Annotated in this window: 13 protein-coding genes; 9 read left to right on the forward strand and 4 right to left on the reverse strand. The window is 67.8% G+C overall.

Going from position 1 to position 16963, the window contains the following annotated elements; translation table 11 throughout:
• The first annotated feature begins 11 nt into the window (after positions 1–11).
• Positions 12–2339, forward strand: a complete 2328-nt coding sequence (locus AB7V09_RS02305) for a RelA/SpoT family protein (protein ID WP_419142809.1) — start codon at positions 12–14, stop codon at positions 2337–2339.
• A gap of 22 nt (positions 2340–2361) precedes the next feature.
• On the opposite strand, the gene AB7V09_RS02310 is transcribed toward AB7V09_RS02305, so the two are convergent.
• On the reverse strand, positions 2362–2958 hold the full coding sequence (locus tag AB7V09_RS02310) for a hypothetical protein (protein WP_419142810.1): 597 nt from the start codon (positions 2956–2958) through the stop codon (positions 2362–2364).
• 170 nt (positions 2959–3128) lie between these two features.
• Here AB7V09_RS02310 and AB7V09_RS02315 point away from each other — a divergent pair, with 170 nt between their 5' ends.
• A complete protein-coding gene (locus AB7V09_RS02315) occupies positions 3129–4001 on the forward strand; it encodes a MerR family transcriptional regulator (RefSeq protein ID WP_419142811.1) in 873 nt (290 codons plus the stop codon).
• Positions 4002–4243: 242 nt separating this feature from the next.
• Here the strand turns inward: AB7V09_RS02315 and AB7V09_RS02320 are convergent, their stop codons facing one another.
• From AB7V09_RS02320 to AB7V09_RS02330, 3 genes are all read right to left on the reverse strand, one after another.
• The gene (locus AB7V09_RS02320; RefSeq protein ID WP_419142812.1) at positions 4244–4612 is read right to left on the reverse strand and encodes a hypothetical protein; all 369 of its coding nucleotides are present in this window, start codon (positions 4610–4612) and stop codon (positions 4244–4246) included.
• 365 nt (positions 4613–4977) lie between these two features.
• Positions 4978–5484: an EXLDI protein gene (locus AB7V09_RS02325; RefSeq protein WP_419142813.1), complete on the reverse strand. Its 507-nt coding sequence runs from the start codon at positions 5482–5484 to the stop codon at positions 4978–4980.
• A 390-nt stretch (positions 5485–5874) separates the two neighbouring features.
• The gene (locus AB7V09_RS02330; RefSeq protein WP_419142814.1) at positions 5875–7572 is read right to left on the reverse strand and encodes a DUF349 domain-containing protein; all 1698 of its coding nucleotides are present in this window, start codon (positions 7570–7572) and stop codon (positions 5875–5877) included.
• 293 nt (positions 7573–7865) lie between these two features.
• Between AB7V09_RS02330 and AB7V09_RS02335 the strand changes: the two genes are divergently transcribed.
• From AB7V09_RS02335 to AB7V09_RS02365, 7 genes are all read left to right on the forward strand, one after another.
• Positions 7866–9479, forward strand: coding sequence for an ABC-F family ATP-binding cassette domain-containing protein (locus AB7V09_RS02335; protein ID WP_419142815.1), 1614 nt, complete (start codon positions 7866–7868; stop codon positions 9477–9479).
• 80 nt (positions 9480–9559) lie between these two features.
• Positions 9560–10375, forward strand: a complete 816-nt coding sequence (locus AB7V09_RS02340; protein ID WP_314132091.1) for an MBL fold metallo-hydrolase — start codon at positions 9560–9562, stop codon at positions 10373–10375.
• A gap of 51 nt (positions 10376–10426) precedes the next feature.
• Positions 10427–11872, forward strand: coding sequence for a histidine--tRNA ligase (hisS, locus tag AB7V09_RS02345; RefSeq protein ID WP_419142816.1), 1446 nt, complete (start codon positions 10427–10429; stop codon positions 11870–11872).
• Positions 11869–13665, forward strand: coding sequence for a dynamin family protein (locus tag AB7V09_RS02350; RefSeq protein WP_314919276.1), 1797 nt, complete (start codon positions 11869–11871; stop codon positions 13663–13665). The genes hisS and AB7V09_RS02350 overlap by 4 nt, the downstream gene beginning before the upstream one ends.
• Positions 13662–15356: a GTPase gene (locus AB7V09_RS02355; protein WP_419142817.1), complete on the forward strand. Its 1695-nt coding sequence runs from the start codon at positions 13662–13664 to the stop codon at positions 15354–15356. The genes AB7V09_RS02350 and AB7V09_RS02355 overlap by 4 nt, the downstream gene beginning before the upstream one ends.
• A gap of 84 nt (positions 15357–15440) precedes the next feature.
• Positions 15441–16064: a CopG family transcriptional regulator gene (locus tag AB7V09_RS02360; protein WP_419142818.1), complete on the forward strand. Its 624-nt coding sequence runs from the start codon at positions 15441–15443 to the stop codon at positions 16062–16064.
• Between the two features lie 114 nt (positions 16065–16178).
• Positions 16179–16913, forward strand: coding sequence for a DUF4097 family beta strand repeat-containing protein (locus AB7V09_RS02365; protein WP_419142819.1), 735 nt, complete (start codon positions 16179–16181; stop codon positions 16911–16913).
• Positions 16914–16963 lie beyond the last annotated feature (50 nt).

A 16963-nucleotide genomic window follows, 5' to 3' on the forward strand; every position in this document is an offset into this window, starting at 1 on the left:
ATGATGCGTCAATGACGGAGACGAAGAACACCCCGGATACGTCAGGTGACAGTGTTGTCCCCGGCTCGCGCGTGCGCAGCCGTCTGGCGTGGTTCGGTTCCCGGGGACACTCCACGCCGGCGGCCATCGAGCCGCTGCTGCGCGCGGTGCGCGCCAACCACCCCAAGGCCGACACGAGCCTCATCGTGCGCGCCTACGAGGTGGCGGAGAAGGCTCACTCCGGTCAGCGACGCAAGTCGGGGGAGCCCTACATCACCCACCCGGTGGCGGTGGCAACCATTCTGGCCGAGCTGGGAATGACGGCCCAGACGCTGGCGGCTGCCGTCCTGCACGACACCGTGGAGGACACCGACTACACCCTCGAGCGTCTGCGCGCCGACTTCGGCGACGAGATCAGCCTGCTCGTCGACGGCGTCACCAAGCTCGACAAGCTCCAGTACGGTGAGGCTGCCCAGGCCGAGACGGTGCGCAAGATGATTATCGCGATGTCCAAGGACATCCGGGTGCTGGTCATCAAGCTCGGCGACCGCCTTCACAACGCCCGCACCTGGAAGTACGTCTCCGCGGAGAACGCCGCCCGCAAGGCCAAGGAGACCTTGGAGATCTATGCGCCCCTGGCCCACCGCCTGGGGATGAACACGATCAAGTGGGAGCTGGAGGACCGGTCCTTCAAGGCCCTCTACCCTGGCGTGTACGAGGAGATCGAGCACATGGTGGCCGAGCGGGCCCCGGCTCGTGAGGAGTACCTGCGCCAGGTCCGACTTCAGATCGAGGAGGACCTGAGGGTCAACAGGATCAAGGGCGCCGTGACCGGACGGCCCAAGCACTACTACTCGATCTACCAGAAGATGATCGTGCGGGGGAAGGACTTCGACGATATCTACGACCTGGTGGCGCTGCGAGTCATCGTCGACACCGTCCAGGACTGCTACGCGGTGCTGGGCTCCCTGCACTCGCGCTGGACCCCCATGAGCGGACGTTTCAAGGACTATATCGCCGTCCCCAAGTTCAACCTCTACCAGTCGTTGCACACGACTGTCGTGGGGCCGGGTGGCAAGCCGGTGGAGATTCAGATCCGCACCCACGAGATGCACCGTATGGCCGAGTACGGCGTGGCCGCGCACTGGCGCTACAAGGAGGACCCCAACGCCTCGGGCCCCAGCGCCCTGGGCGGCAGGCCCGGAGACTCCGACCAGGGCGACATGGGCTGGCTGCGTCAGCTCGTCGACTGGCAGAAGGAGACCCAGGACCCCACCGAGTTCCTCGACGCCCTGCGCTACGAGATGGCCGGGGACCAGGTCTACGTCTTCACCCCCCGGGGTGATGTCCTCGCACTGCCGGCGGGAGCCACCCCGGTGGACTTCGCCTACGCCGTCCACACCGAGGTCGGCCACCGCACCGTGGGCGCACGCGTCAACAGCCGACTGGTGCCCCTGGACACGCGCCTGGAGAACGGTGACACGGTGGAGGTCTTCACCTCCAAGGCCATCAACGCCGGACCTTCGCGCGACTGGCTCTCCTTCGTCGCCTCCACCCGGGCCCGCAACAAGATACGTTCGTGGTTCTCCAAGGAGCGTCGTGAGGAGGCCATCGAGGAGGGCAAGGGCGCCATCGCCCGCACCCTGCGCAAGCAGAACCTTCCCCTGCAGCGCCTCATGAGCCACGAGACCCTCATGAACGTGGCCAAGACCCTCGACAAGGTCGACATTGACGGCCTGTACGCCGCGGTGGGTGAGGGACACGTGTCGGCCCAGCACGTCGTCGACACCCTGGTGGCCACCATGGGCGGGGAGGACGGCGCCGAGGAGACCCTCGCGGAGGGGATCCTGCCCACCCGGGCCACGATGCACCGCCGGCCGCGTACGGCCGACGCCGGAGTCGTCGTCGCCGGTATGGACGAGGGCGACGTCTACGTCAAGCTGGCGCGCTGCTGCACCCCCATGCCGGGTGACCCCATCGTCGGCTTCATCACCCGCGGTTCGGGTGTCTCAGTGCACCGGGCCGACTGCCAGAACGTCGAACAGCTCCAGCGCGAGCCCGAGCGCCTCATCACCGTCTCCTGGGCGGATCACGCCCAGTCGGCCTACCTGGTCCAGGTGGAGGTCGAGGCCCTGGACCGCGGGGGCCTGCTCGCCGACATCACCCGAGCGCTGGCAGACAGCCACGTCAACCTGGTGAGCGCCTCCATCGCCACGAGCCGGGACCGGGTGGTCACCGGGCGGTTCGTCGTCGAGCTGGCCGAGGTCGGGCACCTGGACCACACGCTGGCGGCCCTGCGTCGTATCGACGGCGTCTTCGAGGCGCGCAGAAGCCTGTCAGCCGCGCGCCGCTCCAACTGAGTGCCATGGTCCTGGGCGCCTGCTACGGCACGCAGGCCATGATCTCCTCGATGATGTGCTGCGCCCGCGGGCAGCCTCTGCTGGCAGCCCCGCGACAGTGGTTGAGCGTGAGCAGGAGACGGACTCGGCTCACTCCGTGGTTGCGGGCGGTCAGGATGGCTTGCACAGCCTGCACCGGTGTCCCCAGACGAGCGATGTCGACGGCGGCTCGGGCGATCGTGGCGCAGGTGATACCCCCGATCACGGTCGTGTCGCAGTGGGGCAGCCGACCTCGTTTAGTCACCAGGTAGGGCAGTCGACTCCGACGACCTCCGGGCAGGCTCACCTCCAGGGAGTCGGGTGGGGGCCCACCGACGTGCACCCACAGGGCAGTGCTCGCCAAAAGCACACCTCGGCAGGGCAGCGCAGCGGCAATGGCCCGCATACGTCCCTCGGCCGAGCGCAGCGTGTCGGCCGGTTGCAAGTTGCCCAGAATGTTGACCAACAGCCGGGCATCGAGGCCGGCGCACCTGAGCACCTCCATGTCCTGAGGCGGAAGCGTGCCCAGAACCGGGGTCAGCGGGCGGGCGGACAGATGGGCCACGGCGGCGTGGCCGGGTACCGGGACAAAACGAGCCATATGCCATCGTGGACGTCAACCGGGCGCGGGCGCCACAGTGAACCGGCCGCCTGTGGATAACCTCGTGGTGACCGCGCGGAATTGACCCTCACGCGGCGGGAGGCTCCACGGTGGACGACACGCACCCGGACACGCGCCAGGTGGAACCAGTACTGAGGAAGGAGACTACGGTGAAGGACTCTCAACACCGTCATGCTGGAGCTGAAAGGCCTGGCACGGCAGCCGAGGCCACGGTCGATGCCGTGTCGGACGATGCTGACATCGCCATGACGGTCGGTGAGGTCTCAACGCTCCTGGGCGTCAGCGTCAGGGCGCTGCATCACTGGGACGAGTCCGGCCTGGTGCATCCCTCCCAGCGCAGTGCCGCCGGCTACCGGCTCTACAGCGAGGCGGACATCATGCGCATCCAGCAGGTCCTCGTCTACCGGCAGACCGGCATGAGCCTGGCCGACATCAAGGCAGTCCTTGACGAGCCGGGCGCCGATGCACTGACGCACCTGCGCCGTCAGCGCGAGCTGGTGCAAGGACAGATCTCCCACCTGCAGCACAAGCTCAGCTCCATCGACATGGTGATCGATATACATCAGTTGGGAGCGAGGATCTCCGTGGCTGAGATGGCGGAGATCTGGGGGACCGACTGGGACCCCGTCTATGTCGAGGAGGCCCGCGCCCAGTGGGGGGATACACCGGAGTGGGCCGAGTCCTACCAACGCAAGGCTCGGATGTCTCGCGCCGACTGGGTGCAGGCGCACGAGGAGACCGTCGCTCTGGAGACCGCGCTTGCCGAGGCGATGCGCAACGGCGTCGAACCGGGCAGCCCCGAGGCCAATGCCCTGGCGCGGTGGCACCGCAAGGACTTCAACCGGTGGTTCGAGGTCTCCACCTCTAAGCAGGTCATTATCGCCCGCGGCTATGTGGCGGACGAACGCTATGCCCGCTACTACGACAAGCGTGAGCCGGGCCTGGCGGCCTGGCTCAAGGACGTCATCGACGCCTGCGCCAGGTCTGAGGGAGTGGACCCCGCGACCGCCACCTGGGAGTAGCAGATCGCTCGACCAGCGACACCAGGACGAGACGCGGGGTGAGTCTCTTAGTGTGGTGGTAGTTCCTGCGAGGTTCCTGGCTGAGAAGAGAGTCAGGGAGGCATCATAGGACCCGGTTTCTCGATCAAGATTCACTAGGAGGTACTCCTATGATGCCTCCTCACCAGTCTGCTGTGTCCACGCTGACCCAGGAAGTCCTGACTGATCCGGACCTGGCTATGATGACGCATCCACTGTCTGCTTCAGGTCGGTCTGCAGGACCTGAGCGACGCTGGCACCATCGCCATGATCTGCCAAGCCTGAATCGAGGGATTTCCAGCCGTAAGGTCTGGTGACCTCATGCAGACGTTGGGAAATGAGTCCGGTATCTCCCAGTCCACCGTCTCAAGGTTTGAAATAATATCGACGAGGTAGTCGGTGAGTCCCTCACGAGCCTGTCCAGTGTTTTGTGTAAGGTTTAGATCGATTTGGTTGAGGTAGGCGGCGGTGAACTGGGTCAGGGTCTTGTTCCAGTCGGTGGTGACCTGTCCGTCGACGAGTTTGCTCTTGGCCTTGTGCTTGGACGGGGCTAGCCTTTTCTCCTTGTCGCGTTCTCGGACTCTTTTGCCCACAGGTGTCGCAGATCACCAGTCTTCAGCGGTTTGTCCTCCGGCTTATCAGAGGAGAAGTGTCCCCGGTTCGTCGATGATCCTTACGTAACTAGTAGTTGGCAGCCTCGATGCTGCTAGTGGAGGGGTGACCTCCCATGGGATGGGGGAGAAATGACTCGTCGCCACATTGGTCGATGAGGCCAGGGAGAGGGATGAATTTCGATTCTGACGAGAGTTGTGTTACCCACTCCATTAGGTACTGAAGAGCCAAAATACTCCATTAAGTGCTGGCACCTCGTAGCAACTTCCGATTTTATATTTTGGCAACATCCAGGACAGATAAAGTAGGAGCCTGGACGTACTGTTTTGGGGTTGAAGGTTGCATGTCAGATGTCCAAGACCTCGAGAGCCGGAGTGGCCAGCGCCGCCCGGGCTTGCTCTGCCATAACCGGATCCTCCTTTTGAAGGTGATCAATGTCTGGGAAGACACTCAGAGTTCTGTTCCCGGCGATCCAGAAGTTCCGACTCCATGTTTCCGGGTTGGACCAAAGGTCGTCCTGGCCAGCAGTCCAGTCCGGCAGCCTCCTCTGAACCTTTGTCGCTACAGCCAGCTGGCCCTTGGCTGTGAGGTAGACCGTGTCGATGCGGGTCCCCTCAGGATCCGGTCTCGTCAGGCGCACCAGGCGTCGACCGACGAACGTGACCCGACGATCCACGTCGCCCGTAGACAGCTTCAGTTCGATCTCCTGATAGCCCTCGGCCGAGTGGTCATGCTTCTTGACATAGTCACGGAGGGCCTCAACGATGGCAGTCGAGAGACTGCCGGCGATCTCTCCCGCCTCAGCGAAAAGGCTCACATCATCCTCTGAAACATAGACGTTTCGTGTTGGCATGAAAACGACTATGCACATATTAGTGATCGACGTCAAGATCCCGACGAGGCTCATCAGGGATGCCCGCGACGGAGACTCGGCCCTCGGCGGCTACATGGGCGATGGGGCGACCGGCCTGGACACGCATCACGAGCCGGTAGCGGCTCCGAGGCGTCAACACAGCGTTACGGTGGGTCATGACAGCGGGGATTTCTACTGTCAGAACGATGATTCAGCGCCACTCATTCTGACAGCTCAAGTCCCGCTGCCCTCACCCACGACTACAACCTCATGACTCACAACAACTAGGGATGCCAGGACGAGACACGAGGCGGGGCCGACACCGGTGGGTGGTATCGGCCCCGCCTCAGGTGTTCCTTCAGTCTCAGAACTGAGCGGAAGGTGCTCGGCTCAGGCCTTGGCTGAGCGCAGCACCTGCTCGAGCCATGCCCGGCGAGCCGTCAGCGCGGCCTCGGCCTCGGCGATCTTCTTGGCGTCACCGGCGGCCTGGGCGGCTGCCAGGTCCTTCTCCAGACCGGCGATCGCGTCCTGGAGCTGACCGGCCAGGCCCTCGGCGCGGGCCTTGGTCTCCGGATCGGTGCGGCGCCACTCGGCGTTCTCGGCCTCACGGATCGCGTCCTCGACGGCGCGCATGCGGCCCTCAATGCGACGCACGGCGCCGCGCGGGACCCGCCCGGCCTCCTCCCAGGCGTCCTGAATGGGGCGCAGGGCCTTCTTGGCGGCCTTGATGTCCTTGATGGGCAGGAGCGCCTCGGCCTTGGCCACCAGCGCCTCCTTGACCTTGAGGTTCTCGGCGAACTCGGCGTCGACGGCCTCGTCCTTGGCACGGCGGGCGTCGTAGAAGACCTGCTGGGCGGCCCGGAAACGGGCCCACAGGGCGTCGTCCTCCTTGCGGGAGGCGCGTCCGGCCTTCTTCCACTCGGCCAGCAGGTCACGGTACTTCGCGGAGGTGCCGGCCCAGTCGGTGGAGGTCTGCATCTCCTCGGCGCGCTTGATGAGCGCTTCCTTGGCGGCCCGCACCTGCGCCTGCTTGGCGTCCAGCTCGCTGAAGAACTGGCGGCGGTGACGGTCGAAGGTGGTGCGCGCGTGGGAGAAGCGCTTCCACAGCCCGTCCTCGGTGGGACGGTCCAGGCGCGGCCCGCGCCGCTGTGCGGCCTTCCAGGACTCGAGCAGCTCACGCAGCTCGGCGCCGGAGTTCTTCCACTGCGTGCGGGCCGGGTCCTGCTCGGCGATGGCCTCAGCGCGCTCGACGATCGCCGTGCGCTCCTTGAGAGCCTGCTCCTTGGCGGCCGCGCGCTCGGCGGAGACGGCCTCGCGTCGCTCGGCGGCCACGGTCTTGAGCGCGGCGAAACGGGCCCGCAGTCCCTCCAGGTCGCCCACGGCGGCCGGCTCGGTGAGGGACTCGGAGATCGAGGACAGGGTCGAGTCGATCTCTCGGACGCTGAGCTGGGGCAGGCGGGTGGCGAACAGGTCGATGGTCGCCTTGAGGTCCAGGTAGCGGCGCACGTAGAAGGCCATGGCCTCGGCGATCGGGGCATCGGGGAACTGGCCGACCTCGCGCTCGGCGCCACCGTCCTGGACGTAGACCCGGCCCTCACCGTCCACGCGTCCCCACTTGGCGGCGTCCATGGCCTCCTGCGGGTCGACGGCCGGCTCGGCAGGTGCCGCAGGCGCCGCTGCCGGGGCGGGAACCTCGGCCGGGGTCGGCGTGGCGTCCTCGGAGGTGGTCTCGGTGGCCTGAACCTTCTCGGTCGGCTGCTCGGTCTGGGCAGGCTCCTCGGAGGCGGGAGACGCCGGCTCGTCAGAGGACGCCGCTGTGGACTGCTCGACGGGTTCCGCGGGCTCGCCGGGCTCGGGCTCCTTGGAGGACTCGACGTCGGCATGTGTCTGCGGGGTGCTGGTCTGCGTTGACGCAACGGCCTCGGCCGCGGGATCGGCGGGGGAGGCGTCGGCCGTTGGTGCCTGCTCCGTCGGGCTGGGCGCTGCCGACTCGTTCAGGTCGGTCGGCTGGATGGTCTGCTCAGCCTCGGGCTGGTTGTCAGACCGGTTGTCGGGCTGGTTCCGCTCAGTCACGGGATGCTCCTTCATGGTTGACGGGGAGGGAGCGGCGTGACCGCTCCGTTCCGTTCGCGCCCGGCTCTCAAGCCGGGTGGTGGTGAGGTGCCGTCGGAGGACGGCAGTGTCGAAAGTCTACGTTCCCGCTGGCTCCATTCACCATCCTTCGTCCCACTGATTTCAGTTGATTCGTTGAGCGCCGGTGCCCCTCACGAGCGGGCCGGTGTCGGTTGCCCCACCTCGTCGACGGCTGGCGCTGTTAGCATGTGACCATGCTCGCGTGACTCGCCCCTGTGCCCCCCACCGCCTCATGCCAAGGACGAGTCATGCCTGCGATCAGTTTCTCCCATGTCAGCTTCTCCTACACCGCCGCCCCCTTGCTGGAGAGCATCAACCTCACGGTCTCCGACGACGAACGCGTCTGCGTCGTCGGCCCCAACGGATCGGGGAAGTCCGCGCTCCTGCGCCTGGCCACTGGCGAGCTGTCGCCTGACCAGGGGACTGTCAGCATTCCCGAGCAGCCTGGCCCGCAGGCGGCCGACTTGGAGGAGGCGACCGCCACGTCGATCGAGGGCTATCTCGACGCCGTCTGCGCTGAGACTCTGGACGCGCTTGATCGTTTCGAGCGCATGGGCGAGGCCATCGCCCATGCCGGAGCTGAAACCGGCTCCCTCGCCGAGGATTACGACGTGTTACTGACCCGGCTCGAGTCGCTCGACGCCTGGAACCTGCCGGCTCGACGGGCTGAGGCGCTCGCCGGGCTGGGACTGGGACGCGTGGATACAGGTCGCCTTGTCTCCTCTCTGTCGCCGGGCCAACGGGGGAGGCTGGAGATCGCGGCTCTGCTTCTTTCAGCCGGTCAGGCGCTGGTGCTCGACGAGCCCACCAACCACCTGGATGCCGGTAGCAGTAGCTACCTGAGCGAGATGATGGTGTCATGGCCCGGACCGGTCCTGTTCTCCTCTCACGATCGTGCCTTCATTGACGAGGTGGCCACCGCCGTCGTCGACCTGGACACAGCGCCGTGGCAGGCACTCGCCACCGCCTCCGGGGACAGCGGCCCCATGGGTGCCTACCGGTGTGCGGGGCGATACAGCGACTACCTCGTGGAGAAGGCGCACGCCAGGTCGTCCCACCGCAGTCTTCACCAGCGTCAGCAGGAGCAGCGGCGCAAGCTCGTGCGTCACCGTCGCGACTCCGAGATCGTTGGGCACAGCGGGGCAGCGCCCCGGACCGAGGCTCGCATAGCCCGGAAGTTCTACGCCGACCGCGCCCAGCGGGTCTCCACCCGGCGCCAGACGCAGGACGACCGCCGGCTGGAGGCGCTCGCCAGTACCGAGGTGCGCAGGCCCCGCTCCTACGACCTGCAGCTGGGCCTGAGTGAACCGGCGCCGCGAACAGGGATGGCGGTCTCGGCCCGGTCAGCTGCCGTACCCGGGCGCCTTGCACCGGTCACGGTCGATGTCATGGCAGGCGAGCACCTGCTGGTCACCGGTGCCAATGGGAGCGGCAAGTCCACGCTTCTGGCCTGGATGGGGAGACGGTCAGCACCCACGGAGGACTCCGTCGGCAGCCTCACGGTATCTGGTTCAGTGCTCCGGATACCCCAGCACCTGCCGAAACTCGGCGACCCTGGGATGGATGAGAGCGTGTGGACCGAGGGGATTGGGGACAGCGGCCGGGGCGCACTGCACCCGCGCCTGTGGAACCGTCCCGTCAGCGAGCTCTCCGACGGTAACCAGCGCCGCGTTCAGCTGGCCCTGGCCGCTGCTGCTGGGCCTGAGGTGCTTGTCGTCGACGAGCCCACGAACTACCTGGACCTGGACGCCCTCGAGATGCTCGAGGCCGCTCTGAGGACATGGACGGGCACGCTCATCGTCGCCAGCCACGACCGCTGGCTCATTGAGCACTGGTGGGGGCGGCGGCTCCACCTTCGGTGAGCCAGCCGGGTCATGCGGACCGGAGCAGTTCTTTTATCCGTATCGTCACTGTTCCCAGACGACCCAAGTAGGGTGGGGGCATGATCTTGGAGCGCACCATCGCACCCGTGTTCGCCGCCAACTGCTACGTCCTGGCCGCAGGTCCGGGCGAACCCGCCCTCGTCGTCGACCCCGGAGCCGGTGCCGCCCGCGGCGCCCTGGCCCTGCTTCGCTCCCATCGGCTCACCCTGAGCGCCATCCTGCTCACCCACGGTCACGCCGACCACGTGTGGGACAGCCAGGCGCTCATCGAAGCCGCCCACGCCGAGGGCCTGCTCACCAGTGACGACGCCGTCGACGTGCCGGTCTACATCCCCGAGCGCGACCGCTACCGGCTCGAGGAGCCCGACATCACCACCGGTATCAGCGCCAACGGCATGACCTTCACCGACATGGCCGGCAGCGAGTGGAAGCAGCCCGCCGACATCCGTCTCTTCCCGGGAGACGGCTTCTCCCAGGCCATCGAGCTGGCCCCCGGTATAGCGCTGCGCGCGGTCCCCGCCCCGGGCCACTCGGAGGGCTCCACGCTGTTCTTCTTCGAGGCCCGCCTGGCCGACAACGCCCTGCTCTACGAGGCCGAGGTCATCGATGACGACCCTGCCGTCGCCGACGAGGAGCACACCTACCTCATGGCCCTCGACGGCGACGTCATCTTCAAGGGCTCCGTGGGACGCACCGATCTGCCCGGCGGGGACCAGGTGCAGATGCTCGCCACCCTGCGCTTCCTGGCCAACGCCGTCGACCCGGCCACCATCCTGCTGCCCGGGCACGGTGCAGTCACCACCATGGAGCACGAGCACCACGGCAACCCCTACCTCGCTGAGGCCAAGATCCGTGGGGGAGACCTCAAGGCCTGATGGCGCCAGGGCCCGACGGCGACGCGCAGGCTCACTGCTCGTCATGACACAATGCGGACCATGGCACAGGTACGACAAGCTCTCTCCTCACTGTCCGGCTTCCCCGAGTGGCTCCCCGCGGGCCACATCGTCGAGCAGCACTTCGTCGACATCCTGCGCCGCACCTTCGAGCTCCACGGCTTCAGCGGCATCCAGACCCGCGCCGTCGAGCCGCTGAGCGAGCTGACGAAGAAGGGGGAGACCTCCAAGGAGGTCTACCTGCTCAGCCGCCTTCAGGCCGATCCCGCCGACGCCGAGTCCGAGACGGATCCGCGCAAGCAGCTGGGGCTCCACTTCGACCTGACCGTCCCCTTCGCCCGCTACGTCGTGGACAATGCCGGGCTGCTGACCTTCCCGTTCAAGCGCTACCAGATCCAGAAGGTCTGGCGCGGGGAACGGCCCCAGGAGGGACGCTTCCGCGAGTTCATCCAGGCCGACATCGACATCGTCGGTGACGGCGCCCTGCCGCTCCACCACGACGTCGAGGTCCCCCTCATCATGCACGAGGCGCTCAGCGCCCTGCCGGTGCCCGCGGTCACCATCCACGTCTCCAACCGCAAGGTCGCCCAGGGCTTCTACCAGTCGATCGGCATTGACACGGACCGGCTCATCGAGGTCCTGCGCGTGGTCGACAAGCTCGACAAGATCGGCCCCGAGAAGGTGGCCGCCGAGCTCACTCAGAGCGTCGGCACCAGCGCGCAGCAGGCGGCACAGGCCCTCAGGCTCGCCACCATCACCGGCACCGATGGTCAGGACGTCTCCGATCAGGTCCTGCGGGCGCTGGCCGGCGCCGAGCCCACCGAGCTCCTCATCGAGGGCCTGGCCGAGCTGACCGCCCTGCTCGAGGCCACCGGACGGCGCCGCCCCGGCGCCGTCATCGCCGACCTCAAGATCGCTCGCGGACTGGACTACTACACCGGCACGGTCTACGAGTCCTTCATGGCCGGCCACGAGGATCTGGGCTCAGTGTGCTCCGGGGGCCGCTACGACTCCCTGGCCACCAACGGCAAGCGCACCTTCCCCGGTGTGGGCATCTCCATCGGCCTGTCCCGGCTCCTGGCCCGCGTCATCGGCGAGGGCCTGGTGCAGGTCAGTCGAGCCGTGCCCACGACGGTGCTCGTGGCCGTCACCGACGAGGCCCACCGCTGCGCCTCTGACGCCGTCGCCGATGCGCTGCGCGCCCGCGGCATCAGCGCCGACGTGGCCCCCAGCGCCGCCAAGTTCGGTAAGCAGATCAAGGCCGCGGACAAGCGTTCCATTCCCTTCGTGTGGTTCCCCGGTTCTGAGGGGGCCCCCGACTCGGTCAAGGACATCCGCTCCGGCGAGCAGGTCGAGGCCGACGCCGCCACCTGGCAGCCGCCCGCCGAGGATGCCGCCCCCCGGATCACCGTCAGCCCGGCTGCGGATTGCTCCCCGGCCGATGGCCAGGACGGCTGCGAGGTCGACTCAGCCTCATGACCACGAGCCGGAGCGAGTCCAGCAGCACGCACCACGTCCAGCAGGCGACTATGGCGCTGTCCGCCCTCCGGGACAGCCTGACGGCCCTGTCCATGCCCTATGTCCTTCAGGGAACCGCCGCCGCCTCGGACAAGGCCACGCTCATCCGCGACCAGCTCGGTGACTACGTCCTTCCCCGCCTGGCCAGCCTGGACGCACCGCTGCTGGCCGTGGTGGGCGGCTCGACCGGGGCCGGCAAGTCGACCCTCGTGTCCTCGCTCGTTCGCCGGCACGTGGCCAGGGCCTCGGCGATCCGCCCCACCACGCGCCGCCCCCTGCTGCTGCACGCACCGACCGACGCCGCCTGGTTCGACACCGACCGGGTCCTGGGGTCTCTGTCGCGCATGCGCGTGGACGCCGACGCACCGGCGAGCCCGGCCACCGACCACACGCCCAGAGAGCTCGAGCTGCGGGCCTGTGAGGGGTTGCCCGAGGGACTGGCGATCGTGGACGCACCCGATGTCGACTCCGTGGTCGAGGACAACCGGGACCTGGCTGCCACGCTCCTGGCAGGGGCGGACCTGTGGATCTTCGTCACCACGGCGGCGCGCTACGCCGACGCCGTCCCCTGGGAGCACCTGCGGGCCGCGGCCGAGCGGCACATCACGGCCGCCATCGTCCTGGACCGCGTACCGCAGGGCGCGCAGAGCGAGGTGGAGGCAGACCTACGGCGCCGGCTCGCGCAGGCGCACCTGGCCGAGGCACCCGTCTTCACGATTCCCGAGACCGCTCTGGACGATGACGGCTTCCTGCCCGAGTCCTGCGTCTCGCCGCTGCGCCAGTGGTTGGGGGCGCTGGCCTCCGACGCGGCTGCTCGCCAGGACATCGCGCACCGCAGCCTGACCGGCGCCATTGGTTCCCTCCTGGCGCAGAGCGAGCTGCTCGCCGTCGAGCTGGCCTCCCAGGAGGCCGAGCACGCCGAGCTGCGGCGAGCAGCCACCTCCGAGCACGATGACGCTCTCGAGCGCGTCATCGAGGCCACCGAGGACGGCTCCATGCTGCATGGCGAGGTGCTGGCCCGCTGGCAGGAGTTCGTGGGCACCGGAGACCTGTTCCGGTCCTTGGAGGTGCAGGTGGGGCGGGTCCGCGACCGCGTCACGTCGCTTCTGCGGGGACGTCCGGCGCCGGCCAAGCGCGTCGAGCAGGCGATCGGCTCCTCCTTGGTTGAGCTCCTGGTCGCCGAGTCCCAACGGGCCTGCCTGGCCACGGAACGCTCCTGGAGACGGGCCGGAACCTCCCAGCAGGCGCTCAACCGGGCTCTGGCGGAGGTGCCCAGTCAGACCGGCCTGGAGGTTGTCGCCGCGGCCCTCGTCCACGACTGGCAGCGTCAGGTTCTCACGCTCGTTCGATCCGAGGGGTCCGACAAACGGCTCACCGCCCGCCTGCTGTCCCTGGGGGTCAACGGCGCCGGAGTCGTTCTCATGATTCTCGTCTTCGCTCACACCGGTGGACTGACCGGGGGAGAGGTGGGGATCGCGGGAGGTACCGCCATCCTGGCTCAGCGTGTCCTGGAGGCCGTTTTCGGGGACCAGGCAATGCGTGGCATGACCAAGCGGGCCCGGGAGGACCTCAGCGAGCGTGCCACGGCTCTGTTCGCCAACCAGGCGAAGTGCTTCACCGACGCTCTTCCGCTGCCCACTCCGAGCGCGGACACGCTGCGAGAACAGCTTCGGGCCTGCCAGGAGGCGGCCACGTCCTTGCGCGTCCTGCCGGCTGCCCGCGGTCGCCGTACGGCCGGGAGGAGGGTCAGGTGACCACCGACCGCTCCGAGGCGTTCGACCTGCCTCAGGTTCTTGAGGACCTGGCCAGGGCGGTCGACCTGGGCGAGCAGCTCGGTCTGCGCGAAGAGCTCACCCAGGCCCGGGACGTCCTCACGCAGGCCTCCCACCGACGGCGTCTGGCGCCGCAGACCACGGTGGCGGCCCTTCTCGGGGCGACCGGGTCGGGCAAGTCCAGTCTCACCAACGCCATGGCCGGCTCCGAGGTGTCCCGAACCGCCCGCACCCGCCCGACGACGACCCAGCCCCTCGCCGTCGTCCCGGACACGGCCGCTGAGGCCACTGAGCTGCTGGACTGGCTCTCCATCAACCACAGAGTGCGCGTCGACGGCGGCTGGGCCCTGGGCGAGACGACGGTGCTGGTCGATCTGCCCGACATCGACTCCGACGAACCCGCGCACCGGGCCATCGCCGAGCGCATGGCGGGCAAGGTCGACGTCCTGGTGTGGGTCCTCGATCCGGAGAAGTACGCCGATGGCGTCGTTCATCGCGACTTCCTCATCCCTATGGCGGCGCACGCCGAGGTCATGGTGGTCGCCCTCAACCAGGTGGATCGGCTCGACCCCGAGAGCCGGGACGCAGTGCTCGCCGACCTCAGAAGGATCCTGGACCGAGAAGGTCTTGGAGCCGTCTCAGTGATTGCCGTCAGCGCCCGCACCGGACAGGGCGTAGAGACCTTGGCACGCACCGTGGCCTCGGTCGCCTCGAACAGGCTGGCCAGTGCGCGAAGCCTGGCCGCCCACGCCCGGCGCGCAGCCAGTGAGCTGGGCGAGCGCACGGGGCTCATCGCTCCATCCGGCCGTGGTGCGCCAACACCGGGCCCGGCCGCTCAGCAGGAGCCGCAGGTACGTCATTCCCTCACTGCCCTGCGGCAGGCGGCCGCGAGCCTCGCCGGGGTCGACGTCGTCTCACAGGCGGTTGAAGGATCGGACCGTCACCGGGCCCGCACCCGAGTCGGCTGGTTCTGGCTGCGGTGGATCGGACACCTCAGACGCGATCCGCTTCGAGCCCTTCACCTGGGGACCGGGCGTCCGCCGGCCCCGAGGTCCGCAGACGCGGAACGATCCGACGGCGCCACGGGCTCCGGCGTCATCGACCTGACCTCCCTGCCCCCCGCAGGACCTGCCGCAACGGGCAGGCTGCGCAGCAGTGCTCACGTCTACGCCGTGGCGGCCTGCTCCGCCCTGCCCGGTGACCTGGCCGCTCAGGCCGTTCTGCGCAGCGACGAGCGCGCCGAGAGGCTTGCCGAGCCTCTGGAACTGGCTGTGGCCCAGGTGGACTACGGGACGTGGAAGCGCCCGGTCTGGTGGAAAGCTGCGAACGTACTGCAGTGGGTGACCGCACTGGCTGCGCTCATCGGCGGGTTGTGGCTGGTGGCCATCCACGTGCTGGAGGACTACCTCCTGCTCATCAGCATCGACGTTCCGCGCTGGGGGGCAGTCCCCTGGCCCACCGTCCTCCTGCTCGGAGGCCTGCTGATCGGACTGGTCCTGGCGGGTCTGGGGACGTTCCTGGCCGGCCTTCAGGCCAGGCGTCACCGCAGGCGGATCGTCGAGCGCTTGCGCCGGGCCACCGACGAGGTCGTGAACGCCGAGCTCATCGAGCCGCTCAGGGCCGAAACACATGGATGGGTGGAGCTCGCGCGGATCCTGGAGCGAATCGCCTAATGTGACACCATCATGTTCCGATTTGACATCAACTTGACATCAAATTCTCTTGGCTGGGGTGGCTAGTGGTGTCAGCATGGTGTCATGCATGTGGATGCCTACACCGAGACCCTGCGTCGTACCCTCGTGGAGACCTCGTCCCTGGGTGACGACCGGACCCAGGACGTGGCCCGCTCCCTGGCAGCTGCACTCGATCCGGCGCTGCGCCTCGTCGCCCTGCAGATGCTCACGGATACCGCAGATGAGCTCAACGGCGAGCTCGACGGAGCTCATGTCGCCGTTGTGATGGACGGTGCGACACCCCACCTTCTGGTGACCCAGGCTGATCGGTCTGATGAGCGGGAGCAGGACCACGTGACGGGCCCGGACCGCCATGCCGAGACTCCGGTGCACGCAGTACCTGAGGTGGAGGAGGGCCCGGAGGTTCGCACAACGCTACGCCTGCCCGAGTCACTCAAGCAGCAGATTGATGCCGCCGCCCGGGTGCAGGGACGTTCGGTCAACGCCTGGCTCGTGGAAGCGGCTCGAGGTGCGCTGTCTGAACAGTCGTCCGCGTCGGGCTCCCAGCGCCCACCGAGCACCGGGAATGACTGGGCGGGGTCTGATCGCTCTGCGAGTGGCTCCGACGGCGGACGCCCCACCGACTGGCGTGCCGGACCGGCGCAGCACCGGAGCTCGGGGGCGACGCTCACCGGCTGGTTCGGCTGACCCCGTACCAGCGCGCCGTCGTGCCACTGATCTCACCTGATCCCAATGACTCACCCGCTGGATGACCACATCGTGGCGGTCCGCGCAGATACCTGGAACCTGAGGAGACCACCCATGCCGATCTGGACCTTCGACCTTCCCGACGACGTTCAGCCGAGCCTCGTCCTGGATCTGTCTACCCTGAGCGTGGTGACTGCGCCTGGGACGGGAAGCGCGATCACCGTCGAGGCCGATGAGAGCCTGAACCCCCTCCTGGACGTCACCGCCGACGGGGCCAAGGTGAGCATCCGCCAGATCGCTCTCGTGGGACGTGAACGATTCGCTGGCATCTGGCCGTGGGGCCCGCAGACATCTCGAGTTCGGGTCACGGTGCCGCACGGCACGCACCTGGATGCCCGCCTCGATGCCGGATCGATCAGCGCTGAGCACTCCTGGGAGCACGTGCAGATCCGGACCTCGGCAGGATCGATCCGGCTGGGCGACTGCATGAGTGCGCAGGTGCACGCCGACGCCGGCTCCATCGTCATCGGCGCCCTGCATGAGGGGAGCGTGCGGGCCCAAGCCGGTTCTGTGCGCATCCGCTCGACCTCCGGCACGGTGTCTGCCCACACGGAGGCCGGCTCGGTCAAGATCGTCGAGGCCCGTGAAGGATCCTTGGATCTGTCCAGCGAGATGGGAACCGTGTCGGTGGGAGTGCCCGAGGGAACCGCGGTCCTGGCCGACTGCCACTCCGACTTCGGTCGAGTCGCCACCGACCTGCCCCGCCAGGAGCGCCCCGATGCCCTCGAACGACGCCTCGAGCTGCGGGCCCGTACCCAGATGGGGACCGTGCGGGTGCGCAGGGCCTGAGCACCCACCCATGCGACGACCAGATGGCGGAGTAGGGGAAGAGTAGTGGG

It is taken from the genome of Actinomyces sp. SKVG-SVH-4(1), assembly GCF_048514265.1.
GTDB classification, from domain to species: Bacteria; Actinomycetota; Actinomycetes; order Actinomycetales; family Actinomycetaceae; genus Actinomyces; species Actinomyces oris.

What these genes read in the sequence shown, in the direction of transcription:
- AB7V09_RS02305 (WP_419142809.1), top strand. Translation starts at nt 12, where the DNA reads ATGACGGAGACGAAGAACACCCCGGATACGTCAGGTGACAGTGTTGTC.
- AB7V09_RS02310 (WP_419142810.1), bottom strand. Translation starts at nt 2,958, where the DNA reads ATGGCTCGTTTTGTCCCGGTACCCGGCCACGCCGCCGTGGCCCATCTG.
- AB7V09_RS02325 (WP_419142813.1), bottom strand. Translation starts at nt 5,484, where the DNA reads ATGCCAACACGAAACGTCTATGTTTCAGAGGATGATGTGAGCCTTTTC.
- AB7V09_RS02330 (WP_419142814.1), bottom strand. Translation starts at nt 7,572, where the DNA reads ATGAAGGAGCATCCCGTGACTGAGCGGAACCAGCCCGACAACCGGTCT.
- AB7V09_RS02335 (WP_419142815.1), top strand. Translation starts at nt 7,866, where the DNA reads ATGCCTGCGATCAGTTTCTCCCATGTCAGCTTCTCCTACACCGCCGCC.
- AB7V09_RS02340 (WP_314132091.1), top strand. Translation starts at nt 9,560, where the DNA reads ATGATCTTGGAGCGCACCATCGCACCCGTGTTCGCCGCCAACTGCTAC.
- hisS (WP_419142816.1), top strand. Translation starts at nt 10,427, where the DNA reads ATGCGGACCATGGCACAGGTACGACAAGCTCTCTCCTCACTGTCCGGC.
- AB7V09_RS02350 (WP_314919276.1), top strand. Translation starts at nt 11,869, where the DNA reads ATGACCACGAGCCGGAGCGAGTCCAGCAGCACGCACCACGTCCAGCAG.
- AB7V09_RS02360 (WP_419142818.1), top strand. Translation starts at nt 15,441, where the DNA reads ATGCATGTGGATGCCTACACCGAGACCCTGCGTCGTACCCTCGTGGAG.
- AB7V09_RS02365 (WP_419142819.1), top strand. Translation starts at nt 16,179, where the DNA reads ATGCCGATCTGGACCTTCGACCTTCCCGACGACGTTCAGCCGAGCCTC.